29 protein-coding genes and 1 pseudogene are annotated in these 22341 nt (G+C 65.7%); 16 read left to right on the top strand and 14 right to left on the bottom strand.

Features of this window, described 5'->3' with window-relative positions:
• The first annotated feature begins 19 nt into the window (after positions 1–19).
• The gene (gene tgt / locus IU459_RS12175) at positions 20–1258 is read left to right on the top strand and encodes a tRNA guanosine(34) transglycosylase Tgt (RefSeq protein ID WP_195129606.1); all 1239 of its coding nucleotides are present in this window, start codon (positions 20–22) and stop codon (positions 1256–1258) included.
• Between the two features lie 323 nt (positions 1259–1581).
• Here tgt and IU459_RS12170 read toward each other — a convergent pair whose 3' ends face one another.
• The gene (locus IU459_RS12170) at positions 1582–2358 is read right to left on the bottom strand and encodes a queuosine precursor transporter (RefSeq protein WP_228837816.1); all 777 of its coding nucleotides are present in this window, start codon (positions 2356–2358) and stop codon (positions 1582–1584) included.
• 32 nt (positions 2359–2390) lie between these two features.
• On the opposite strand from IU459_RS12170, the gene IU459_RS12165 reads away from it, so the two are divergent.
• Positions 2391–2906: a DUF4190 domain-containing protein gene (locus IU459_RS12165; RefSeq protein WP_195129604.1), complete on the top strand. Its 516-nt coding sequence runs from the start codon at positions 2391–2393 to the stop codon at positions 2904–2906.
• A gap of 66 nt (positions 2907–2972) precedes the next feature.
• Here the strand turns inward: IU459_RS12165 and IU459_RS12160 are convergent, their stop codons facing one another.
• Genes IU459_RS12160 through IU459_RS12150 form a run of 3 tightly spaced genes read right to left on the bottom strand, consistent with a single transcriptional unit; the run spans position 2973 to position 5187 of the window.
• Complete coding sequence (locus IU459_RS12160; protein ID WP_195129603.1) at positions 2973–3683, bottom strand: RDD family protein; 711 nt, start codon at positions 3681–3683, stop codon at positions 2973–2975.
• A gap of 47 nt (positions 3684–3730) precedes the next feature.
• On the bottom strand, positions 3731–4648 hold the full coding sequence (gene gluQRS, locus IU459_RS12155) for a tRNA glutamyl-Q(34) synthetase GluQRS (protein ID WP_195129602.1): 918 nt from the start codon (positions 4646–4648) through the stop codon (positions 3731–3733).
• 56 nt (positions 4649–4704) lie between these two features.
• The gene (locus tag IU459_RS12150; protein WP_195129601.1) at positions 4705–5187 is read right to left on the bottom strand and encodes a DUF309 domain-containing protein; all 483 of its coding nucleotides are present in this window, start codon (positions 5185–5187) and stop codon (positions 4705–4707) included.
• 425 nt (positions 5188–5612) lie between these two features.
• Here IU459_RS12150 and IU459_RS12145 point away from each other — a divergent pair, with 425 nt between their 5' ends.
• Positions 5613–5822: a DUF397 domain-containing protein gene (locus tag IU459_RS12145; protein ID WP_195129600.1), complete on the top strand. Its 210-nt coding sequence runs from the start codon at positions 5613–5615 to the stop codon at positions 5820–5822.
• 98 nt (positions 5823–5920) lie between these two features.
• On the opposite strand, the gene qcrB is transcribed toward IU459_RS12145, so the two are convergent.
• The gene (gene qcrB, locus IU459_RS12140) at positions 5921–7561 is read right to left on the bottom strand and encodes a cytochrome bc1 complex cytochrome b subunit (protein ID WP_195129599.1); all 1641 of its coding nucleotides are present in this window, start codon (positions 7559–7561) and stop codon (positions 5921–5923) included.
• Between the two features lie 176 nt (positions 7562–7737).
• On the opposite strand from qcrB, the gene IU459_RS12135 reads away from it, so the two are divergent.
• On the top strand, positions 7738–9111 hold the full coding sequence (locus IU459_RS12135; RefSeq protein ID WP_228837813.1) for a wax ester/triacylglycerol synthase domain-containing protein: 1374 nt from the start codon (positions 7738–7740) through the stop codon (positions 9109–9111).
• Between the two features lie 33 nt (positions 9112–9144).
• Here the strand turns inward: IU459_RS12135 and IU459_RS12130 are convergent, their stop codons facing one another.
• Positions 9145–9777: a hypothetical protein gene (locus IU459_RS12130; RefSeq protein WP_195129597.1), complete on the bottom strand. Its 633-nt coding sequence runs from the start codon at positions 9775–9777 to the stop codon at positions 9145–9147.
• Between the two features lie 36 nt (positions 9778–9813).
• On the bottom strand, positions 9814–11481 hold the full coding sequence (locus IU459_RS12125) for an MFS transporter (RefSeq protein WP_195129596.1): 1668 nt from the start codon (positions 11479–11481) through the stop codon (positions 9814–9816).
• Positions 11482–11538: 57 nt separating this feature from the next.
• Here IU459_RS12125 and IU459_RS12120 point away from each other — a divergent pair, with 57 nt between their 5' ends.
• On the top strand, positions 11539–11931 hold the full coding sequence (locus tag IU459_RS12120) for a MerR family transcriptional regulator (protein ID WP_195129595.1): 393 nt from the start codon (positions 11539–11541) through the stop codon (positions 11929–11931).
• Positions 11932–12003: 72 nt separating this feature from the next.
• On the opposite strand, the gene IU459_RS12115 is transcribed toward IU459_RS12120, so the two are convergent.
• A complete protein-coding gene (locus IU459_RS12115; RefSeq protein WP_228837772.1) occupies positions 12004–12618 on the bottom strand; it encodes a hypothetical protein in 615 nt (204 codons plus the stop codon).
• Between the two features lie 248 nt (positions 12619–12866).
• Here IU459_RS12115 and IU459_RS38440 point away from each other — a divergent pair, with 248 nt between their 5' ends.
• Positions 12867–12968, top strand: a complete 102-nt coding sequence (locus IU459_RS38440) for an NUDIX domain-containing protein (RefSeq protein ID WP_324198839.1) — start codon at positions 12867–12869, stop codon at positions 12966–12968.
• Between the two features lie 488 nt (positions 12969–13456).
• On the opposite strand, the gene IU459_RS12105 is transcribed toward IU459_RS38440, so the two are convergent.
• The 5 genes and pseudogenes from IU459_RS12105 to IU459_RS12090 form a co-directional block, all read right to left on the bottom strand.
• Positions 13457–13945 carry an aminoacyl-tRNA deacylase gene (locus IU459_RS12105; protein WP_195129594.1) on the bottom strand — a complete coding sequence of 163 codons (489 nt, stop codon included), beginning with the start codon at positions 13943–13945 and terminating at the stop codon, positions 13457–13459.
• Positions 13946–14435: 490 nt separating this feature from the next.
• Entirely contained in the window at positions 14436–15563 is a 1128-nt protein-coding gene (locus IU459_RS12100) for a winged helix DNA-binding domain-containing protein (protein ID WP_195129593.1), read from the bottom strand.
• A gap of 1 nt (position 15564) precedes the next feature.
• Positions 15565–16527 (bottom strand): alpha/beta fold hydrolase, encoded by a 963-nt coding sequence (locus IU459_RS12095; protein WP_228837771.1) that lies wholly within the window; start codon positions 16525–16527, stop codon positions 15565–15567.
• 79 nt (positions 16528–16606) lie between these two features.
• Positions 16607–16828, bottom strand: a pseudogene (locus IU459_RS38435) (epoxide hydrolase N-terminal domain-containing protein); the annotation flags it as partial.
• A 119-nt stretch (positions 16829–16947) separates the two neighbouring features.
• On the bottom strand, positions 16948–17733 hold the full coding sequence (locus IU459_RS12090) for a phytanoyl-CoA dioxygenase family protein (protein ID WP_195129592.1): 786 nt from the start codon (positions 17731–17733) through the stop codon (positions 16948–16950).
• Between the two features lie 1048 nt (positions 17734–18781).
• Here IU459_RS12090 and IU459_RS12085 point away from each other — a divergent pair.
• Entirely contained in the window at positions 18782–19144 is a 363-nt protein-coding gene (locus tag IU459_RS12085) for a hypothetical protein (RefSeq protein WP_195129591.1), read from the top strand.
• A 1-nt stretch (position 19145) separates the two neighbouring features.
• On the opposite strand, the gene IU459_RS12080 is transcribed toward IU459_RS12085, so the two are convergent.
• The gene (locus IU459_RS12080; protein ID WP_228837770.1) at positions 19146–19481 is read right to left on the bottom strand and encodes a helix-turn-helix domain-containing protein; all 336 of its coding nucleotides are present in this window, start codon (positions 19479–19481) and stop codon (positions 19146–19148) included.
• 142 nt (positions 19482–19623) lie between these two features.
• Here IU459_RS12080 and IU459_RS12075 point away from each other — a divergent pair, with 142 nt between their 5' ends.
• The 9 genes from IU459_RS12075 to IU459_RS12035 all read left to right on the top strand — a co-directional run bounded on the left by IU459_RS12075 (position 19624) and on the right by IU459_RS12035 (position 22305).
• On the top strand, positions 19624–19875 hold the full coding sequence (locus tag IU459_RS12075; protein ID WP_195129589.1) for an XRE family transcriptional regulator: 252 nt from the start codon (positions 19624–19626) through the stop codon (positions 19873–19875).
• Positions 19865–20155: a hypothetical protein gene (locus IU459_RS12070; RefSeq protein ID WP_195129588.1), complete on the top strand. Its 291-nt coding sequence runs from the start codon at positions 19865–19867 to the stop codon at positions 20153–20155. Before IU459_RS12075 ends, IU459_RS12070 begins: the two co-directional genes overlap by 11 nt.
• A 122-nt stretch (positions 20156–20277) precedes the next feature.
• A complete protein-coding gene (locus IU459_RS12065) occupies positions 20278–20499 on the top strand; it encodes a hypothetical protein (RefSeq protein ID WP_195129587.1) in 222 nt (73 codons plus the stop codon).
• Positions 20496–20651: a hypothetical protein gene (locus tag IU459_RS12060; RefSeq protein ID WP_195129586.1), complete on the top strand. Its 156-nt coding sequence runs from the start codon at positions 20496–20498 to the stop codon at positions 20649–20651. Before IU459_RS12065 ends, IU459_RS12060 begins: the two co-directional genes overlap by 4 nt.
• Positions 20652–20765: 114 nt before the next feature.
• A complete protein-coding gene (locus tag IU459_RS12055) occupies positions 20766–21122 on the top strand; it encodes a hypothetical protein (RefSeq protein WP_195129585.1) in 357 nt (118 codons plus the stop codon).
• Positions 21119–21388 carry a WhiB family transcriptional regulator gene (locus tag IU459_RS12050; protein WP_195129584.1) on the top strand — a complete coding sequence of 90 codons (270 nt, stop codon included), beginning with the start codon at positions 21119–21121 and terminating at the stop codon, positions 21386–21388. Before IU459_RS12055 ends, IU459_RS12050 begins: the two co-directional genes overlap by 4 nt.
• Before the next feature lie 70 nt (positions 21389–21458).
• Positions 21459–21956 (top strand): hypothetical protein, encoded by a 498-nt coding sequence (locus tag IU459_RS12045; protein WP_195129583.1) that lies wholly within the window; start codon positions 21459–21461, stop codon positions 21954–21956.
• Positions 21956–22111: a hypothetical protein gene (locus tag IU459_RS12040; RefSeq protein ID WP_195129582.1), complete on the top strand. Its 156-nt coding sequence runs from the start codon at positions 21956–21958 to the stop codon at positions 22109–22111. The genes IU459_RS12045 and IU459_RS12040 overlap by 1 nt, the downstream gene beginning before the upstream one ends.
• Positions 22108–22305 (top strand): hypothetical protein, encoded by a 198-nt coding sequence (locus tag IU459_RS12035; RefSeq protein ID WP_195129581.1) that lies wholly within the window; start codon positions 22108–22110, stop codon positions 22303–22305. The genes IU459_RS12040 and IU459_RS12035 overlap by 4 nt, the downstream gene beginning before the upstream one ends.
• Positions 22306–22341: the final 36 nt, after the last annotated feature.

Genomic DNA, 22341 nt, shown 5'->3' with positions numbered 1-22341 from the left:
GAACTGCGAGGATAGCGGGGTGTCCGGTCCCGAATCGTTCTCCTTCACCGTTGGTACGCGTCTGGACGGGCGGCACGGCCGGTCCGGCGTGATCGGTACGCCGCACGGCTCGATCGCCACGCCCGCGTTCATCCCGGTGGGTACCAAGGCGACGGTCAAGGCGGTGCTGCCGGAGACCATGCGCGACCTCGGCGCCCAGGCGTTGCTGGCCAACGCCTACCACCTCTACCTGCAGCCGGGCGCCGACATCGTGGACGAAGCGGGTGGGCTCGGCGCGTTCATGAATTGGCCGGGGCCGACCTTCACCGACAGCGGCGGTTTCCAGGTGATGTCGCTGGGCGTCGGTTTCAAGAAGGTGCTCGCGATGGAGGCCGTCGACGTCCGCAGCGACGACGTGATCGCCCCCGGCAAGGAACGGCTGGCCACCGTGGACGACGACGGTGTCACCTTCCGCTCGCACCTGGACGGCTCCGTGCACCGGTTCACCCCCGAGGTGTCCATGGGCATTCAGCACCAGCTGGGCGCCGACATCATGTTCGCCTTCGACGAGCTCACCACGCTGCTCAACACCCGTGCCTACCAGGAGCAGTCGGTGCAGCGCACGCACGAGTGGGCGCAGCGCTGCATCGACGAACACGAGCGGCTGACCGCAGCCCGCGCGCACCGCCCGTATCAGGCGCTGTTCGCCGTCATCCAGGGCGCGCAATACGAGGACTTGCGCCGCAAGGCCTGTCGCGGCCTCGAATCGATTCGGGGCAGCGCGGGAACGGGTTTCGACGGCTACGGCATCGGCGGCGCGCTGGAGAAGCACAACCTGGGCGCGATCGTCGGCTGGTGCTGTGACGAGCTGCCCGAGGACAAGCCGCGACACATGCTCGGCATCAGCGAGCCGGAAGACGTCTTCACCGCCATCGAGAACGGCGCGGATACTTTCGACTGCGTGAACCCGTCCCGGGTCGCTCGCAACGCGGCGATCTACGTCGACACCGGCCGGTTCAACATCAACACCAGCCGCTTCCGGCGCGACTTCACTCCGATCGACGAGGCCTGCGACTGCTACACCTGCGCCAACTACACCCGCGCATACATCCACCACCTGTTCAAGGCCAAGGAGATGCTCGCGGCCACGCTGTGCACGATCCACAACGAGCGGTTCACAGTGCGCATGGTCGACCGCATCCGGCAGAGCATCGAGGGCGGCTACTTCGACGAGCACAAAGCGGAAGTATTGGGCCGCTGGCGGCGGAATGGTGGTTGATCTGCACCGGCTGCGAACATCGATCGACCGGCGCTGTCCGCATGCCCCACTCCGGCTTTTCTAACGAAGCAAGACCTGACCAGCGGCTCGGCCGTAGCCGGGCGAGCAAACCGCCAGGTGCCGCACTTGACCTTCTACGCAACAACGCCGGCCCAACTCCGCGTTTCGAGCGAAGCGAGATCGAGCACTCACCGTTCGCGGCCCGGCTTGTGTCCGACTGGCCGACGCGCAAGCGACGAAGTCGCAAGCGGCGGTCGCTCGGACACAAGCCATAAGGGGGCCGCGAACACGCAGCGCCGCAGGCACTGCAAAACAAACAGAACTCAGGCTTGCAGCGGCGCGATTTGCATTGGGGCGTAAGTAGGTTCGCGCTTCTTCAGGAACGCGATCACGCGATAGGTGATCGGAAGCACCAGTATTTCGACAATGGTCTTCCAGAGGAAGCCGACGATCACGTAGTTCACGAACTGCTGCCAGGTGTCGATGCCGATGGCGGCCGCGGCGATCGAGCAGAAGATCAGCGTGTCCGCGAACTCGCCGACGATGGTCGATCCGATCAGCCTGGCCCACAGATACTTCTCCTTGGTCCGCTCCTTGATCAGCACCAGTGTCGCGGAATTCAGTAACTGTCCGACGAAGTATCCGGCCAAGCCTGCGATGACGAGCCGGGGCGTCGTCCCGAGAACCGTCCGGAACGCCTCCTGGTTCTCGTAGAAGCCGGCGGCGGGCAGCCGGATCGCGATGGCGAAGCAGGCGACCGTCAGCAGCAGGGCGGCGAAGCCGTAGTAGACCGCGCGCCGCGTGGCACGGAAGCCGTACACCTCGCTCAGCACGTCGCCGAGGATGTAGGCCAGCGGGAACAGGAAGAAGGCTCCGTCGGTGGCGATGGGCAGGATTTGCAGCGGACCCAGCGACACCGAGTGATCGCCGAGGAACTCCACCCCCTTGGTGGCACAGATGTTGGAAATGATCAGCGTCGCGGTGAACAGGGCCACGATCGGTGCGTAGTACCCCCGCGCCACCTGGGCAAATGCCGCATGGTTCGACGCGGGGCGCCCAGGCCCGTGTTCTTCAGTGGTATTCGACTCACTCACCCGCATCATCAAACCAGGTTGTGGAATACGCTGTAGCAATGACGAATCCCGGGGACTCCGACGAGTGGTGGAAGCAGTACGGCGGCCAAGGCGTGTCGCCGGAGTCCGCTGGGCAGAGTTCGCTGCCGCAGTACCCGAGCGCCGAGCAGCCGTCGGGTTATCCGTCGGCGCCGCAGTACCCGGTGCAGCCGCCGTCGCAGCCGATGACGCCGCCGCCACAAGCGCAGTACCCGTCTTACCAGCAGCCCGCGCAGCCGTATCCGCAGCCGAATTACGGCTACCAGAGCCCTTACCAGCCCTACGGCGCTCCGGTGCAGGGCACCAACGGCGTCGCGATCGGCGCGCTGATCTCGTCGCTGGTCGGGTTCGTCACCTGCGGGCTCGGCTCGATCATCGGCGTCATCCTCGGCGTGGTCGCGCTGAATCAGATCAAGCAGTCCGGCCAAGAGGGGCGCGGGATGGCGCTAGCGGGCATCTGGATCGGTGTCGGCGCGTTCGTGCTGGGCTTGCTGTATTTCATCGTCGTGATCGTCGTCGGGTTCTCCAGCGCGTAGTCGCCGGGCTGGGAAAAGCAGCAGGGGCGCACCCGAACGGGTGCGCCCCTGCGCATTTCGGACGACTTACGAGGCCTTGACGACCTGGGTGCCGCCGGCGAACTTGTCGTGCCAGCCCTGCTTGTTCGGGTCCTGGGAGATGGTGATCATGATGTAGATCACCAGACCCAGCGACACGAGGCCGCCGACGCACGGAATGATGTTCGCCGCGATGAACAGGTTGCGCTTCAGCGAGGTGACCGGGTCCACATTGCCCGCGCCGCCGGGTGCGACCACCTTCAGGCCGAGGATCTTCTTGCCGAGCGTGGCGCCCTGCGAGGTCTCCAGGCCGACGAAGTAGCCGAGCTGCACCAGGGTCCAGACCAGGCTGAGCCCGATGGTCAGGCCGAAGGAGTCGCTGACCAGGGCGTACAGGATGAAGTAGGGGATCAGCAGGATGATCGCGTCGATAACGCGGGCACCGATGCGGGTGCCGAGGTCACCCGGCTGACCGCCGTAGTTGTTGAAACCAGGCTGCTGCGGGTACTGGCCGTAGGGCTCCTGCCCGTACTGCGGCTGCTGCTGCTGGCCGTACTGGGGCTGCTGGCCGTACTGCGGCTGCTGCTGCTGGCCGTACTGGGGCTGCTGGCCGTACTGCGGCGGCTGTTGCTGCTGGCCGTACTGCGGCTGCTGTCCATACTGGGGCTGACCGTACTGGTCGCCACCCTGCGGGTACGGCTGCCCATACGGCTGCCCGCCCTGCGGATACTGGTTGGGGTCGTACCCACCGCTTGTCATAGTTATTTGTCCTCGTCGATTGATCAGTAGTTGGACCAGTGCGTACGTTACGGACATCCGCTGTGTTGCAACAACCCATTCACGTCGAGTGTCCACGGTTCGCGGGGTAGTAATAGCGGGTCGAAATGCGAAAGTAGCTCGGAGGACGAGGTCGCGGTGTAGCCGAGCGAAGCGGCGAGTGCCGCGACGACTTCCTCGGGCGTGTTGCCGAGTTCCTGTCGGTCGGTAAGCGTCACGGCGCCATCCCGTTTCGCCAGCCGCCGTCCCTCCGGGTTGAGCACCAGCGGCACGTGGGCGTACCGCGGCACCGGAAGGCCGAGCAGCGTCGCGAGGTATGCCTGTCGCGGTGTCGACGGCAGCAGATCGTCGCCGCGCACCACCTGGTCGACGCCCAGTGCCGCGTCGTCCACCACAACCGCGAGGTTGTAGGCCGGGACGCCGTCGCCGCGGCGCAGCACCACGTCGTCGACCGGGCCGCGGTAGCGGCCGTGCAGGTCGTCGTTCACCTCGAATTCGGTGGCCGTCGCGCGCAGGCGCAGCGCGGCAGGGCGGCCCTCGGCGCGCAGGCGGGTGCGCTCGGACGCGCTCAACCCGCGGCAGGTGCCGGGATAGGCGCCCATCGGCCCGTGCGGCGCTGTCGCCGCCTTCTGAATTTCCCTTCGGGTGCAATAACATTCGTAGGTGAGTCCGCCTGCGGTGAGGCGGTCGATGGCCGCCTCGTAGAGCGGCAGCCGTTCGGACTGGCGTACCACGGGGCCGTCCCAGTCCACGCCGATCGCGGCGAGGTCTTCCAGTTGCCGCCGCTCGGCGCCGGGACGCACCCGATCCAGATCATCGATCCGGACCACGAAGCGGCGGCCGGTGGAGCGGGCGAACGCCCAGGCGAGCAGTGCCGTGCGGAGATTTCCCAGGTGCAGGTCACCGGATGGGCTCGGCGCGTACCGGCCCGCGCCCGGGTCAGCCACGGGCTCGGCTGGTAAACGAGGAGGTGCGCACTCCTGCCATGGTAGGAGCGAGGCGATCAGCCACGCAGCCGCGGCCTCAGGTCGGCCTCCGACAGTTCTTCGCCGGCCTCCAGCGCCGCGAGCAGAGATTCCGCGTGGGCGATCAGTCCGGCGCGGTCGATACCGTAGGGAACGCTATCTTTTTCCGGGGTATAGGCGGTCAAACGGGACACCGCGCGGGCGAGGAGTGTACGCGCGCCTTTGGGATTTCCACGTTGTATGTGGGTCAGACCGACAGCGAACTGCGCCAGCGCCTGCCACAGCATCCGCTCGGCGAACGGTCCGCTCTTCCATGCGGCCTCTAAAACCTCATGTGCATTGAATGCTAGTCCGTCGTCCAGCAGTTGCTGGGCGAAGGTCAAGGTTTGCTGGGGTGGCAGATCTAGATCATCCGGAATTCGGGCGACTCCGGCGCTGCCCGGCGGCAGTGGGCGCCCGAGGCGGTCGCGCGGACGAGCGTTACGGGCGCGACCTGCGACGTCGCGATCGCGTTCGACCATAGGCTCCATGATGCACGGCCGCGGCGGCGCCGTCGACGCCGGCCGCGGCGGTCGCCGAATTGTCGGCCGATAACAGAGCAATCACATCCGTCAAAAAGATTGTGGTACGCCAGTGCGAAGAATGAATGCCAGCGCCTGGCAATGTTCCCGCAACTTCCTTCCTTCGCAAACGTGTGTGGCTGCGCTGATTGAATAGGCAAGAGACGGGCAAACTTTCGATGGACCTGCTAGTGTTGGCCCGCGGGGAGAGGCCCCGCGCGAGGTTAATTTCCTCTCGAACTCCATGTGCTATATCGACGCACCGGGAAAGTGCGCTCTACCAAGGGTGCACTGCGGGATTCGGCTTTCAGCCGAGTGCCGAGGCTAGCTGGAACAATGTCAGGAGAAATCTATCTCGCTCTCGACGCAGCAAAGGAGCTAGTACCGTGGAAGTTGATTGGGCGGGCGCTGTGTGGCGCAAGAGCACATACAGCGGCCCGGATGGGAACTGCGTAGAAGTCGCTTTCCTCGGGGACGGCAATGTCGCGGTTCGTGACACCAAGGACAACGGATGTGGTCCGGTCCTGGCCTTCGTGCCGGGCGAGTGGGATGCGTTCCTAGTGGGCCTCTCGGCGGGGGAGTTCCGGCGCGGATAAACCGCACTGGAGCAGCCTGAGCCAGGCAAAGCGGGCCCCGGGTCGCATGGACTCGGGGCCTTCGCGGTTTTCCGTGGACGACTTTCGCCGTCCGGTCATCAATGGGCGGATCCGTTTCCGCTGCCATTCGACCGCTCTTGGACCTTGCGCAGCACGGCGAGCTGCTTGCGTTCCTCTTCGTGTTCGGTCGCGAAGTGCCGCTGGCTCTCTTGGCGCGGGTCCGCGCGCAGGAAGCTGCCGGTACCCGGCTTGCCGGCGGCGCCGAGCTTGCTCATCTTCTTCGGGACCGGGGCGCCCTGGTACTCCAGCGGAATCGGGTGACCGTGCTCGTCCACCGGGCCGAGCGGCTGATGGATCTCGATGTACTCGCCGTGCGGCAATCGCTTGATCACACCGGTCTCCACGCCGTGCTCCAGCACCGCGCGGTCGCTGCGCTGCAAGCCGAGGCAGATGCGGTAGGCGAGCAAGTAGGCCAACGGCGGCCCGAGCAGAAGCCCGATCCGCCCCACCCAAGTCGTCGCGTTCAGCGAGATGTCGAACTTGTAGGCGATGATGTCGTTCACGCAGGACAGCGTCAGTACCACGTAGAACGCGATCGCCATCGCGCCGATCGCGGTGCGGACCGGCACGTCACGGGGGCGCTGCAGCAGGTTGTGGTGCGGGGCCCGGTCGCCGGTCAGCCGTTTCTCGATCCACGGGTAGGCGATGAGCAGGACGAATACCAAGGTCATGATCACCGCGACCCAGAACACCGCGGGCACGGTGTAGTTACCGATGTATATCTCCCATGGCGGCATCAACCGGGCCATGCCGTCGGTCCACATCATGTAGAAGTCCGGCTGCGAGCCCGCCGACACCTGCGAGGGGTTGTAGGGCCCGAGGTTCCAGATCGGGTTGATCTGGAAGAGGCCACCCAGGATGCCGACGATGCCGAGGGTGAAGGCGAAGAACGCGCCCTGGTCCGCGGCGAACACGGGCACGATGCGGGCGCCGACCACGTTGTTCTCGGTGCGGCCCGGGCCGGGGAACTGGGTGTGCTTCTGGTACCACACCAACGCGATGTGGGCGGCGATCAGCGCCAGGATGATTCCGGGGAACAGCAGCACGTGCGCGATGTACAGGCGCGGGATGATGATGTCGCCCGGGAAGTCGCCGCCGAACATCAGCCAGTGCATCCACGTACCGATGATCGGAATCGAGATCGTGATGCCGGAGAACGCCGCCCGCAGGCCGGTGCCCGACAGCAGGTCGTCGGGCAGCGAGTAGCCGAAGAAGCCTTCGAACATCGCCAGGATCAGCAGCAGCGAGCCCATCACCCAGTTTGCTTCCCTGGGTTTGCGGAACGCGCCGGTGAAGAAGATCCGGAACAGATGCACGATGATCGACGCCGCGAACAGCAGCGCCGCCCAGTGGTGCACCTGGCGGACGAACAGACCGCCGCGCACCTCGAAGGAGATGTTCAGCGCCGTCTCGTACGCCCGCGACATCGTCACGCCGCGGAGTGGCTGGTACGAACCGTCGTAGACCACCTCCGCCATGGAGGGGTCGAAAAACAACGTCAGATACACACCGGACAGCAGCAGGATGATGAAGCTGTAGAGCGCGATCTCACCGAGCAGGAACGACCAATGTGTCGGGAAGACCTTGTTGATGGAGCGCTTCATGAACGCGGCGCCCTTGTACCGCTCGTCCGCCTCATGGGCTTGCGTAGCGATTGTGCGAGCTAGATCTGTAGCCATGGCCGACACCCCGCCCTGGGTGAGAGTGGTATCTGTTCCTACTACAGACGGTAGCAGAGCTTTGCGGCGGAATCGATAAGGTTTTCCGGCCGGTTGTGGAACAAGATCGTCCACTCCTACTCCGGGTTTGCCGGTGTGGTCACAACCGAGTCGATATCGTTTTACTTGTGAGCGCGATGGCACCGCAGGACGCGACGATGTACTGGTTGTCCAGACGCACGCGCAACGATCTGTTTCTGCTGTATTGCTTCGCGGATTCTGGACAATCGACCGAAAAACTGCGCGCCGCTGTCGCCGAACGCAGCGAACGGCTCGCAGACCTGCGGGTGCGCCTGCGCGAACTGCCCGCGGACATCGATTACCCGTCCTGGACGCCCTGTGAATTCGCCGCCGAGCAATTCGTGGAACACCAACTGGCGGATCCTTATTGGCCGCGGCTGCTGGATGCGCTCGGCGATGTACTCGCCTCCGGGGTCGACGCCGCCGTGCGTCCGTGGCGATTGCATGTGTTCCGCGGGATCGTCGATGCGCCAGGGCCGGGGAACGGTCCTGCGCTGGTGGCGGTGCTGCAGATGTCGCATGCGCTTGCCGATGGACGGCGGGCCTCGGCGATCGCGCGTGCGCTGTTCAGCGAGTCCGCCCCGGACGGGGATGTCGCGTTTCGGGACGGTCGTCGGGCGGGGCTGGTACCTGGAGGTGGCGGTGTACTGGTCGATTCGGCTCTGGGACTGCTGCGTATGCCGGTTCGGCTGGCGTCGACCGCGGTGCGGGGTTACCAGGCCTTTCGGGCGCAGCAGCAACTCGCGAAGTTGACCGAGACGGGCAAACTTCCCCCACCCGGAGCGGGCTTCCCGCCGAGCCCGGTGAATCGGCCCGTGGGCGAGGGGATCTCGCGGCATACGGTACGGATGCTCGTATTCTCGGCCGAAGACCTGCGAGTATCCGGTCGCACCGTGACCGTTGTCGTGCTGACGGCGGTGTCGTCGGCGCTCGGTCGCTATCTGGCCGACCAGGCGGAACCCGTGCGGCGCCTTGGCGCACAGGTGCCGATGGCTTTGCCGGAGTCCACCGAGCGTGGCATCCACCCGCGCAACAATTACCGCAGTCTTGGCGTCGACCTGTTCATCGACGAGCCGGACCTGCGTCTGCGCGCCGACAAGATCGCCGCCGCGCTGGCCGAGCGACGTCTGCGCGCTCAGCACCCGCTGTTGTGCGCGCAGGATCGGGTCACCGCGACCATCCCGGCCCCGTTGCTGCGCCGCGACATCGATCGCTATCCGCTCGACACCGTCCCCGACTCGATCGCGGGTCACACCGTCGTCTCCAGCGTCGACCGCGGCCCCGCCGACCTCTCCTTCGGCGGCGGCCACGTCCGGTTCACCGCGGGCTTCCCGGCTCTGGGCTCCGTCATGCACCTCACCCATGGCGTGCACGGCCTCGGCGACACCGTCACCGTCTCCGTGCACGCGGACGCCGCGGTCGTACCCGATCTCGACGCCTACGCCGACCTGCTCCGCACCGGCATGAAAGAAGTCGTCGCCGCACTGTGAAGACGAGCCGGTCTTCGCACGCGAAGGCCAGGCTCAGGCGAGGGCCGGTTGGGGCGCGGCATGCGCGAGTTCGCTGGAGACCTTGATCTCGAGTTCGATCCGCGTCGCGCTGATCACGGAGCGTTCTTCCTCGACCGTGTTCTCGATCGCCCGCGACCACAGTGCTTGGATTTCCGAGATTTCCGCGCCGGTGGCCTCGCCGTCGAGTTCGATGCCGCGGCGCTGCAAGGTGATGTTCAGCGCCGCGCTGAGCGTGCGCATCAGATCCGCACAGCGATTGGGCAGTTTCCGGTGCGCCACGACGCGCAGGCTGCTGATGAAACCGACTGATTCGGCGATGGTTTGGCGCAACTCCTCGCCCACCCGGTCCAGCTCATCGTCCGCCCATCGGTCGCACTGCATCAACTGCTGCCGGACCTCACTGGAGATCGCCAGCACGGAAGAGACCGCGCTAAGAACGGATTCCCGCCGCCACTTGTCGTGTTCCCGGCGTTCCGCCGCCGCGTTCGTCAACTCCACATTCCGGTGCGCGGCATCGAGTGTGACGCGGTTCCGCTCGTCCGCGGCGCTGACCGCCGCACGATTCGTGCGGTTGTTGAGCAGCACGCCGACCAATGCCGCAACGGCGACGATGAGGGAACCGAAGAGTGGAAGCCACTGAGTCACGGGGAGATCATCCCATCGTAATCGGAAGTCGCACAGTCACGATCGCACGATTCCGAATCGCCGCCGAATCCGAACCCGGGTCTGTTCCCGCTGCCCGCCGAGGTCCGCTACCGGATCATCCACAAGCCGAGGAGCTTTCGGCTCCGAGTCCTCGGGCTTGCCATCCCCGGAGCGCGTGTGCCGGAGCAATCCAACGGCCGCGATGGAGAGTAGAGCGGCGACTGCCGCGCAGCTGAGGGCGGCGGTGTTGAGGCCATTCGTGAAAGCTTCGCGGGCTGAAGCAAGCAGCGCGTCGCCGAGTTGCCCGGGAAGGTCCGCCGCGGCCGTGCCGGCACCGGCGAGAGAATTCCCGGCCATGTTGTCAGCGGTGATCGGAACCCCGGCCGGACTGGTACGGGCGATGTCGGTGCGGTAGATCGTGGTGCCGAGGACACCCAGGACGGCGACACCCACGGCAACGCCGAACTCCATGCTGGCCTCCGACATCGCCGCTGCCGAGCCTGCTTTCTCCGGCGGGGCGGTCCCGATGACCAGATCGGTACCGAGCACCATGAGCGGGCTGGTGCCGATGTAGACCAGAACGAAACCCGACACCAGCATCGGCAGTCCCCCCGCGCTGTCGACGAGGGCGAGCAGCAGGTACCCGATCGTCGCGATCGCCAGGGCCCCGCCGACGATGTATCCGGGCTCGATCTTGCGGGCGACGACCGGCGTCAAGATCGACGTGACGATCAACGCGAATGCCGAGGGCAACAGCCACAGTCCGGCTCCCAGCGGAGACAAGCCGCGGACCAATTGCAGATACTGCGTGATGAACAGATAGATTCCGCCGACCAAGCCAAGGCTGAGGAGCAGTATCAGCAGCGCCGCGCAGAACGACCGGTCGCGGAACATGCGTAGATCCAGGAGTGGTTCGGTGAGAGCGCGTTGCCTGCGCCCGAAGATCCAGCAGAAGACGCCGCCGGTCACGATCGCCGCAGCAGGCACGGCGGACGGGCCGGCTTCCGAGAGCTTCTTGATGCCGTAGACGACGGGCAGGATGGCGCACAGCGACAGCACCACGCTGGGCAGGTCGACCCTGCCCGCCGCGCTGTTCCGGTATTCCGGCAGTAGCGCAGGAGCGGTTATCAGCAGCAGCGCCATCACGGGCACGCCGAGCAGGAAAACCGAACCCCACCAGAACGACTCGAGCATCAAACCGCCGATTATCGGGCCGGCAGCCATCCCGGCGGACATGCAGGTGGCCCACACGCCGATTGCCATCCCGCGCTGCCTGGCGTCGGGGAACATGCTGCTGATCAGCGCCAGGGTCGATGGCATCAGGGTGGCACCCGCGATGCCGAGAACCGCGCGTGCGGCGATCAGCAGGAGAGGACTGGTCGCGAACGCGGCGAGCACGGAGGCGGCGCCGAACGCGGTCGCACCCAGCATCAGCAGTTTGCGCCTGCCGATACGGTCCCCGACGGTGCCCATCGTGATCAGGAATCCGGCGATCATGAACCCGTAGATGTCGGCGATCCACAGTTGCTCGATGCCGGTGGGCCGCAGCTCCGCTGTGAGATGCGGCATGGCCAGATAGAGCACGGTGACGTCCATAGCCAGCAGCAAAGTGGGCAAGGCGAGTACAGCGAGACCGATCCATTGGCGTGGACCGGCGGACGGGGACTGAATCCGTGCTTCGTGCAACGGTTCTCGATCGTTCATGCCGGTTACGCTAAAGTCTCACATCTATGTGAGGGTCAAGTGTGCTCGGGAGGTTCGATGCGAATCGGAGTGTTGCAACGGCGAACCGGGGTCAGTCAGCGGCTGCTGCGCTACTACGAGGAACAGGGCCTTCTTCGGCCGACCCGGCAGGCCTCGGGTTACCGCGAATACAGTGAATCGGACGTCGCGACCGTCCTGCACATTCGCAATCTGCTCGCCGCCGGCCTGTCCACGACCACCATCGCCGATCTGCTGCCCTGTATGGGTTCCGAGGGTGGACGGCTCATCGCCGACTGCCCGGAATTGCTGATCGACCTTTACCGCGAACGCGAACGCATCAGCTCCAACATCCGTGAACTGGAGGCCGCCCGCAGCGCGCTCGACGCAGTCATCGCGACCGCGCCACCCGAGATCACGCGAGAAGCCGCGGACGTATATGCAGCCGGTTGACGCACTCCGACGTTCGGTCGACGGCGGACTTCCCGTGAACAGGTGCACCGGGCAATGGCAGCGTCCGCGAAGTCAGCCCGGGCTCCGTGCGGCGCCTTCCGGCCACACGACATCGACTGGCACACCACGTTCCCGCGCGAGTTCCACCACGCTGCCGGTGCCGGCCTTCTGTCCCGCGTCGCCGTCCCACACGGCGACGAGCCGATCCACCGACCCCACCACGGCGTCGTTCGCCGCCTCGTACGCTTCGCGGCCCGCGTCGTCGAAGTCCATCACCCGCACCTGTGCGGCTCGGCCGATCAGGTCGTCGAACGTCTCGGCGTGATCCGGCTTCACCTTCGTTTCACGGTAGTTCCGTGACGGCAGTACCACCTCGAGTTGTCCGCCCGCGTCGAGCACTGCTTGCGCGAACACGGAATCCGAGCCACGCGCGATACAGCTGACCCCGACCAGGCTGTCCGGGTCGTGCTCGTCGAGTAGCCCCCGCACTGCTTTGTAGACCAATGGCGCTGTCGCTTCGGTGATGTTCATGTGCCCGGTGACACCGATCCGCATCTCCATCTGCTCCCATGCTGTCGCGGCGAGGGTCCACATCCGCTCTCGGAGGTCGGCGGCCACGTGTACCGAAGCGAACCTTCCAGTGTGGGTGCCCTCCGTCGCCGGATTCTTGCTGACATGGTCAACCACGACAGCAAGTATGTCGGCGCCGCGTTACGGTCGAATGGTGAGCCGCACCCAGTGGACGATCCATGGCGAGACCGTGGTGGACGAGAACCGACACATCAAGCTGTCGACCGTCGATGTCGAACTGCCCGACGGAGTGAGGTTCACCCAGTACTTCGCGAGGATGCCGCGATGTGCGATGACTCTGGTACTCAATGAGCACCGCGAAGCCCTGCTGATGTACCGGCACCGGTTCATCATCGACCCGCTGGGTGTGGGAGTTGCCGGGCGGCTATGTCGACCACGCCGAAGACGTCACCTTCGCCGCCGCCCGGGAGGTCGAGGAAGAAACCGGATGGCGGCCGAGAACTTAGCCACGAGCCCCCGATACGACCGCTGACAGTCGAGCAAGCCAACCAACAGTGGCCGCGGCATCTCGCATGCCGACTCGGCCACTGTGCGCGCAAGCGGGCCATCCTGCGCACGCTACGGTCGGCGGGCGTGGCACCGGACATCTACGCCACGCCAGGGCCAGGCATGGCGCCGACCCGCCGAGGTGGTCGGCACGCCAGAAGAAGGAGATAGTGACACCGAACGGCCCGGGTCGGAAGCCGGAAAGGCTTCCTGCCGAGGCCGTTGTGGCGGAGGATAGCGGATTTGAACCCGTCCATTTCGGCAGAAGGCTTGAGCCTTCACCCAAATCCGCTGCGTTTCTGGCTGTTTCGGCGCTGCTGACAATGCAAACGTCAGGCCCGGGTGTTGACGCGGTCGACGGCACCACGGGGTTATTCGTCAGTTCCTCACGCAAGCGTGGCAAAGACCTCGGCTAACTCCGTGGACTGCGTCGGCGGTTGGAGAAGGCTCAGAGTTGTTCACCGCCGCTCGAGCGGTGCGAAAAGTGTCCCTTTTCTGCCTGCTCCATCAGGCGCATGAACTGATCCGTACTCAGATGGACGAGCGCCTCGTGGTCTCCGGCCTCGAAGTAGATATCGGGCACCGTGGTGAGACTTTCGTCCATCAGCGTTTGTACGCCGTACGCCGTACAAACGGCGGGGATCGCGCCGACCTCGCAATCCGGGAACACGTTGCGTAGCTCGGATTCCTTGGCCAGTACCAGATGGCGCCCGGTTTGCTTCCACAGCTTCGATAGACGCAGGTGATGCGTAGACGGCACCACTGCGCCAACATAGCCCTGCTCGTCTTCGAGCATGATCGTCTTGGCGAGACGGTCGCCGGGGATATGTGCCGCTTCCGCTGCCTGGGCGCTGGTAAAGCTGTGCGGATGTCGTACGACTTCATAGGTGACGCCCGCATCGCGCAAGCATGCTTCCACAGTCGACGAAACAGACATTGCGGACCTCCACTGATCGGCTCGTGCACCACCGAACGCGGTGGCAATGGGCACTCGGACACGCAGCGTTAGACCGTTCTGCGGGATAGTCTGCGCTATTGAGCGGTCGGTGTCGGCCAAATCCGCCAAATCCCACACGAGTGGCGGTCGGCTGCGCAGGCTGCTGGGCTTGTCGCGCCGACACCGCACGCGACCGCGCCGGTGGTGCTCGGTAGAGCCTGCCGGCGCGGCGTGGTGTCGTCATCGGGGCGTTCCTGGCCGCCGTACGCCTTCGCCGAGCACCACTGGTGGGGCTGCGGTCTGCCGTTCTGGTTGGTAGCGGACCTGCGACTGTGCGGCGTCGTGGTCCAGGCATGCGGGTGGGCTCGGCAGCCATGGCGAGCATCGGTAGCGCCGGTAGCCCTGCTCGAGCGTGATTGGTTCGGCCTCGATGGCGAGGGACGGCTGCGCATCGCCATCGCGCCGCCGCCGATTTATATCGTGGGCCTCGTTACGGTAGCAGCCAGACATCGCCTCGAGTGTTCTCCGGCAGAGTGAAGGCTAACAATCGGTGGGCTTCGGCCTCGACCTCGGCGCGGTCCGTCGCAGACAGCGGACGCAGCGGACGTACTCTCAGCAGCTCGACATCGTCAGTCCGCGAACGGGTCCACGTCGCGGCGACCGTGCCGTCGACCAGCACCGTTGCGGCAATGGCCGCTCCGACACAAACCTGTGCACGCACCTCGTCGGTCATGATCCTGGTCCGGTCGGTGTGTCCGAGCAGCGTCGCGTCGAACTCTGGCAGAAACCGCACCGGCGCGGGGATATCCGCCGACGGCCGCGGCGCGTCCGGCAAGTCGAACAGCTCGCTGCCGAATTCATCGGCGTATAACCGCAGTTCGGTGCGCAACTGCTCGAACACCTCCCGCAGGCCGCTCACCCCGGACCAGGCCCTGGCGTCTGCGACGGTGGCAGGGCCGAACGCCGCCAGGTACCGACGGATCAATTGACGCCGGTCCTCGTCCGTGGCCTCCATTCGCATGCCGATCCATTCGGTGCCGGCGAACGGCGTCGCACCTCGGACGTCCCAGGTGCCACTCGGTGCCGGGTGCACGAACGGTGTCAGATACTGCACCGTCCAGCCCAGCGCGGTCGGGTCCGCGCCCGGCCGTCGCCGAGCGAGCAGTTTGCCCAGCTCGGGCCGGGTCAAAACTCGCCCGTCGGCCACCAACTCCCTGGCCTCGGCGACCAACGCATCGAGGTCGACACCAGCGGTCCGGCGCCCGAAGGCGTTGTGCTGCACCCGCCGCAGCAACGGCGCGAGCACAGGGCGGACAAGCCGGAAGTCCGGCAGCGACATCAGGTGCTGGGTGGCCCGCATCATCGTCGAGCGCACCAGCGTCCGGTCCTCGATCGCCGCGGTCAGATCACGAATGGTGAAGCGTTCCAGCCGATTCCACAGCGCCAAATACGGCAGGTTCGGATCCTGCGCGTTGAGTCCGAGTAGCTGCTCCACCGCGGTGACGACTGGCAGGTCCGCAGGACGCAGCAGCAGTTGCCGCTCCAGCAGCGCACGGTTGAGCGCCCGCGAGCTCAGCACGCCGGAGCTCGGGCGACGTGCGGGCCCGCGGGCGCCCATGTCAGCCCAGCTTCCGGAAGAACGTGCGCAGGTCGTCCACCACCGCCTGCGGTTCTTCCATGGCCAGGAAATGTCCGCCGCGGCCCAGCTCGGTCCACTGCACGATGTGATGATCACGTTCGGCCCACCGGCGAATGGTCACGTCGTGGGCTGAGACCAGGACGCCGGTCGGTACCGTTCCGCGTGCTGCGGTCGACCAGTCCGCGCCGCCGTCGCCCCAGTCGCCGTTCGAATGCTCGGCCCCTGATTGCTCGGCCCCCCAGTCGCCGTCTGGTCCGGCGGCCTCGTCGCCGGACCATTCCGCGACGCTCCAGTCGTTCGCGGAGATCTCCTCGTAGTAGACCTGTGCCGCTGAGCCCGCCGTTCCGGTAAACCAGTACAGCGACACATCGAGCAGCATGCGATCACGGTCGATGCTGTCCTCCGGCAGCCCGTCCTCGGGCATGGTCAGCTCCTTGAACTTCTCCACGATCCAGGCGAGCTGGCCGACCGGCGAATCGTGTAGCCCAAAGGCGACCGTCTGTGGCCGCTTCGAATTGCATTGCAAGTAGGCGTCATTGAAATTCTGCATCCGCTGCCAGCGCTGCTGCTCGACCTCGCTGAGCCCATCCATCTCCCCTTCGGTGCCGATCGGGAAGGTGATCATGCCGTTGACGTGAACCCCGGCCACCCGGTTCGGATCCTGCTTGCCCACCTGCGGGGCGACCCACGAACCGGTGTCGTAGCCGTGCACACCGTAGCGGTCGTACCCGAGCCGGGCCATTACCTGTGTGAGCGCCGCTGCCATCTTGGCGGCGTTCATGCCGGGCCCAGCCAATGGCGTGGAGAACCCGAAACCGGGCAGGGATGGGATCACCAGGTGGAACGCGTCGGCTGGATCGCCGCTGTGCGAACGGGGATCCGACAGCGGACCGATCACGTCGAGGAAATCGGTGAACCCGCCGGGCCAGCCGTGCAGCAGCAACAGCGGTGTGGCGTCCAGCTTCCGGAGAGCGCACGTGGAGGAAGTGGATATTCTGCCCGTCGACGTCGGTGACGAAGTGCGGAAGCTCGTTGAGCAGCGCTTCCTGCGACCGCCAATCGAAGCGGGTGCGCCAGTGCGCGGCAAGGTCTTTCAGGTAGTCGACGGGCACACCCCGGCTCCAGCCGACACCGGGCAGTTCATCCGGCCAGCGAGTGTTGACCAACCGCGCGTGCAGGTCATCCAGCTGGGCCTGCGGGATCTCGATGCGGAAGGAACGGATGCTCTGCGGTGTGTTTGTCATGAATCCGACGGTATGGAAGCCTTAGGACAATATCGTTCCTAAGAACGAACGACTGATGCTATCGAGCCGAACGCCGCCCCGGCTCGAGTGCACAAGGCGGCGTCCGGTGGGCGAAACTGTCAGCCGGTCAGACCGACGCGTGGGTATCGCGGAGTATCGAGCGGTCCTCCCGGCTCGATACCGACCACCTCGTCCTGATAGGTCTCTTCCGGTGTGGGGTGGTAGGTCGCCGTGGCGTCCATATATACCGTGGCCAAACTTATTCGAGCGGTGTCGGTTTCGTTGGTTCCGGCCATATGCACAGTTCGGGAATGATGGAAGGTGCAGTCGCCCGCGCGCAGCGGTATGGTGGCCTGCGGCCACCATCGCAACTCCGGACGAGCGTCGAACGGTTCGGCGGACGACGCACCACTGCCTTCCGGCCAGACGTGTGAGCCAGGGATGAAGGTCAGGCAGCCGCGCTCCGTCGGCACATCGACCAACGCAACCCAGGCGGTCAGGGTCACATCCGCCCCGGCGATCGGGAACGCCGGATTGTCGATGTGCAGCGGTGTCCTCGTCGCTCCGATGGTTCGCTTACGCAGCAACTCGCTCTTGAACATCCGAAGTGGTTGTCCGGCCAACTTTTCCGCGATGCGGGTGATGCCGGGATGCAGCGCGAGCCTGCGCATCACCGCGCTTTTGGCCTCCGGTGCGGCAACCCAATCCATCACATTGCCGTGGCCTTCCTCGTCCCAGGAGGCCTTCTCGTGTAGATCGAGCAGTTCCGCCGCATCGGCGAGGAACTCGCGCACCTCGTCGGCACTGAGCACCCGGGGGACGTGCACAAAGCCCTGGCTACGGTAGCGTTCTACTAGATCGGGCGAAAGTTTCTCAGGTGTAACTGTATTCGTCGCTTTGGTCATGAGCTCACGGTAGGAACCGGTTAGGACGAGCTCGTTCCTAAGTTCGCCGGATCGGGATAACGCCGAATCGCCCACACCGGGCGGCCCGTGGAGTCGGCTCGGGCGCGGCGATAGCCGTCGGTGTTGACGTCGGCTAGTGGTGTGCCGCCGCCCAATCCCGGTGGGGATCTCCACCAGGGTTGGGCGGGAAGCGCCAGGGGCCACAGGGCGCAGTAGATCCCTGTTCGGTGCGCCGCCCGCAGCGAGCGGCGCCACTGATGCCAGATCGAGCGGACCACCGTGATGCTCGGGGCGGGTGCGGAGTGCCCGGGCAGGCTCTGTGGAGCAATGACTCGGAATGAGTCCGCGCAATCGGCACCCACAAGGGAGTTCCTGTCCCGGCGCCTGTTGACGCGGGCAACATGCCATCCACCTGCGGAAACGACTGGAAGTAGCTCTGAAGATCGCCCTGAACAGGCGATATGGTCAACAACACTGAGCGATTGCCAGCGAGGATGGACTACGACGAAAAACGCCTCTGACCAGCCAATAGATCCAGTCAGAGGCGTTTGCCGTGGCGGAGGATAGGGGATTTGAACCCCACCCTTGACCAGCCGAAATGGCTCCAACGTGCGCGAACGTGAATCGCGGTGAATCTCGGCGCTTCTCGCGACCTGGAGGTTACGCGGTCTGTGTTGCCGTGGCAACGGGTGCGGCAACGAAGATTTCGAAGGCGACGGTGGGTGTGGCGCAGTCCCGCAAACCAGTCTCGGCGTCGGTGGATGATCAGGGGGTCCGCGCCCACGCGGGCGATGCCCGGCGGTGATCGCCACGGGCCAAGAGGATTTCGCAAGATTGCGCGGCGGAACTGATGAGTGTAAGCCGACCCTACCCGCAGGGGTCAAGGCCTGATTTGTCGAATTCCTCTACGGTTTAGTTGATTGTTCACTAAGGTCGCGATTGGAAGGAACCGGGCAACCGGCTCCGGGTCGGGATGGTGGCTTCATTGGTTCCGAATTCAGGGGTGCGCAGTGGGGAATTCATTACGACCGCATCATGCGGTGATCGCATGACCGGCGGGTTCGACGCGGCAGCTGCGACGGGCGGACACGACTACGTCGATGTGCGCCCCGATCTGCCGAACGGGGTTCAGTACTACATCTCGTCGCTAAAGGAACTCGGGATTGTGATCGGTCCGCCTTGTGGTGAGATCGAAATCGATCCGGATGCAGGGCATCTCAAGATCGGCCATCTCGTCTCGGACGGAAGAGGCGTCGAGATCATGCCGCGAATCGGAGTGACGCTCCCGCAATTCGGGGAACTGATCAGGCAAGCGCAGGCTGCCGTCCTCGCTGGGCCGGATCCGGCGGGCGGATGGAGGCCAGTGGACAAGCTCGGGTGGAGCGTCGCTATCTATCAGCCGTTCTGGTAGGTCAGCGCTCGGTGCTGCGCGGCGCGTGGGCGCGGCGCAGCATCTCGTCATCCTCCGCTGACTGCGGGCCGGTGAAGCTGCCTGTGCTGGTGAGCAGTGGGCCGCGTGGTTCCTGCGGTGGTTGCGCCGCCGCCTTGCCGGTGACTACGGCGCGTTTCATAAGGTCGAGAGGGGTCATGCCGAAGACGCCGGCCAAGGCTTCGACGTCGTTGAGGTTGAGTGTCTGGTCGTCGCGCAGGCGGTCGCCGAGGTAGGTGGGTTTCAGGTCTGCGGCGTCGGCGAGGTCCTTGAGCTTCATCTTGTGCTCACCCATCAGCCCCCGTATCTCTGCGGACATAGCGCGCGCCCACGGACCGGGAGGTTTGCTTGCCGCTCTTCCCATGCCCCTGACAGTAGCAAATAAGCGATTCGATCGTAAATCCGTACGAAAAATCGCAACCGGTTTGCATAGATCGTAAATACGATCTAGTGTGATTCGCGTGACGATAGCTAGCCCCTACTCCGCGAAGGTGGCGGCCGAGGTCCGAGCAGAGATGGCGCGCCAGCACAAGAAGCTCCCCGAGCTGGCGAGGGTGATCGGACGGACCTGGCACACCGCCAAGTCCCGAACCAATGGCGATACGCCATTCACCTACGACGAGCTGATGCAGGTCTGCGAATGGCTCGGCGTCGATCTCGACTACCTCCACCGCACCAAAGGCGCAGATCAGAAGGTGTGCGATGCCTGCTGAAACCTGCACCCATCCGCTCGCCTATGTGGTCGAACAGACCGGCGTGCCGTCCGAGGACTGGCTGCGCCGCAAGCTGAACGCGGGCGAAATCCCTGGTCGCAGAGCCGGACGTATCTGGCGTATGACCGACAGTGACATCGCCGCGCTCGTCGACTACCTCGCCCGACCTGCGCGGATCTCCAGCGCCGATATCCGATTGATTGCTGAGACTCCGGCCGCGTCCGCGTCCGGGCTCACGCAACGGGCAAAGCGGAATCTTCAGCGCCGTCAACCCGCCTGACTTCCCGACGCGGCACGCCGACGACGCGCCGGGATCGCAGGCACCGGGCAGGGGACCGCCGGGCGAACCCCTCAGCGCCCGCCCGCCCGGGCCTGCACCAACTTGAGAGGAACCGACTCCACATGTCCGAGCTGACCGAGGACCGGGTCCGCGAGATCGTTTGCGAGGAACTGGACCAGCGCAAGGCCACGACCCGCGCCAGGCTCAACGACCAACTCGCGAAGTGGCGCGCCGACCGCGAGCGCGCCGCCCAGACTCCCACCCTGGGAGAGGTCACCCCCGCCCGTCGTGACGACTCGACGGACCGCGACGGGCGGGGGCCCGCCGAAGAGTCCACCACATGATCACGGAGGCCGAGCTCGCCGCCAGGCGGGACGAGATGCCGCTGCGTGACCGCGTCGAGGCGCGCCGCGCCCTGGACCAGGCGGCGGGAATCGAGTACCCGCCGCTCACCGATGACCGCGCCGCTGACCTGGCGCGGCTACTCACCCAGTAGGAGGAAACCGGAAATGGAGTATCTGCTCACCACCGTCGCCGAGTGGATCGGGCCGTGGCGGTTCGAGGCACCGCGGCTGCTGGTCCTCGGTTCGTGGCTGTATGGACCGGGCCTGTGATCGCGCCGCATCCGACGTCGCGCAGCATGATCACCGCCGACGCCCGCGAGTTGGGCTGGACGGTGGCGCATGACGACTCGGCGAGTACAGGGTTCATGCTCGGCGCGGCGGTGATCACCGTGTTGTGGACCAGTGACGACAGCATTTTCGCCGCCACGATCATCGGCGGTGGCGACGCTGCGCCCGAACGGCTCGGCTTCATCGCGGTCGGTGACCCGACCCTCGCCGACGGGGTGATGTTGGCGTGGCTGCGCGGCGCGGGATACCTGCATCCGTCGGTCCATGACCTCACCGCCCCGTCGGCCGTCGTGACCGAGTTGGCCTCCGCGATGCGTCGCCGGGGACGGGCATGAACCGGCGGGAGTTCCTGACCGCGGCGTTGTGCCGCCCGAACATGGCCGCGTATTTCCCGACCGTGCCGATCGGCCCGGCCCGGGACCAGGCCGCGGAGGCTGCACTGACGCAGTGCCGTGATCGCTGCCCGGTGCGGGCGGAGTGCGCACGAGATGCGTTGCAGCGGGAAGTGACTCACGGACTCGTCGCCGGGGTCGACCTCGGCCCGGGGCCGGAGCCGATGCCCGGCGCGCTGGCGGTGCTCCGCCGGATCGCCACCTTCTAGAAACGCAAGCGGCCGGTGGGGTGACCAGCCCCACCGGCCGAACAACACCGGAAACAATAGGAGTGTATCCATGGAAATTCGCCCGATCACCGGCAGTCCCGCCGCAGCCGATGTCGCCGCCGACCTGCGCGCGCTCGCCGACCTCGTCGAGAACGACGGCGACGGGTTCGTGGCCGCCATGATCGCGCAGCTGATCTCGGGCTGGAGCTCGACGATCTGGCCCGCGCATGTCGTTGGCAGCGACCACGAGGATCAGCGCGCTGAGGTATTCGCCGAGGCGCTGCGCCGTCTCAAGCCGATCGCCTCCGGTCCGATGAAGAAGGACTACAACGACACCGCGCTGACGGTGACGATCCCGATCGGTGCCCTTTCGCTGAAGGTGCGCGACATGCGGGAGTCGGTGTGCGAGCGGGTGGTGACCGGTGTCGAGACCGTCTCCGAGGAGATTCCCGATCCGGACTACATCGCCGCCGCGCCGAAGATCACGCAGACCCGGGAGGTCGAGGTCGTCGAGTGGCGGTGCGCGCCGGTGCTCGCGGCCGGACAGGGCGCGGAGGTGAAGGCCTGATGTCCAGCGCTGACGAGATCGCCCGCATCCTCAACGCCGCCGAGAACCTGCTGCGCGACGCCGCCAAGTCCGCAGGCACAGACCCGGCTCACACCCGCCATCAGATCGAATCCGCCATCGGGACTATGCAATCCGTTCGGGGGTTTCTGCTGTGACGCACCGCAATGACGATCCGCTCGACCGTTTCTACCGCCTCGACGACGGTGACCAGCCGACCGAACCCATGCCGGACGATGACCGCCCGCGGTCGAGCCTCGCCGACGAGGTGCTGCTGCTCGCGTGCGGGATCACCATCGGCGCATTCATCGGTGTCTCTTTCGGACTGATCGCGTGGGGTGGTGGCTGGTGAGAGACCGGTACACCGCCCTGTGCGATCCGCGCTGGG

The organism is Nocardia amamiensis, assembly GCF_015477605.1.
GTDB classification, from domain to species: domain Bacteria; phylum Actinomycetota; class Actinomycetes; order Mycobacteriales; family Mycobacteriaceae; genus Nocardia; species Nocardia amamiensis_A.
The sequence above is the reverse complement of the archived record's forward strand: the minus strand, read 5'-3'. Positions and strand labels throughout refer to the sequence as shown.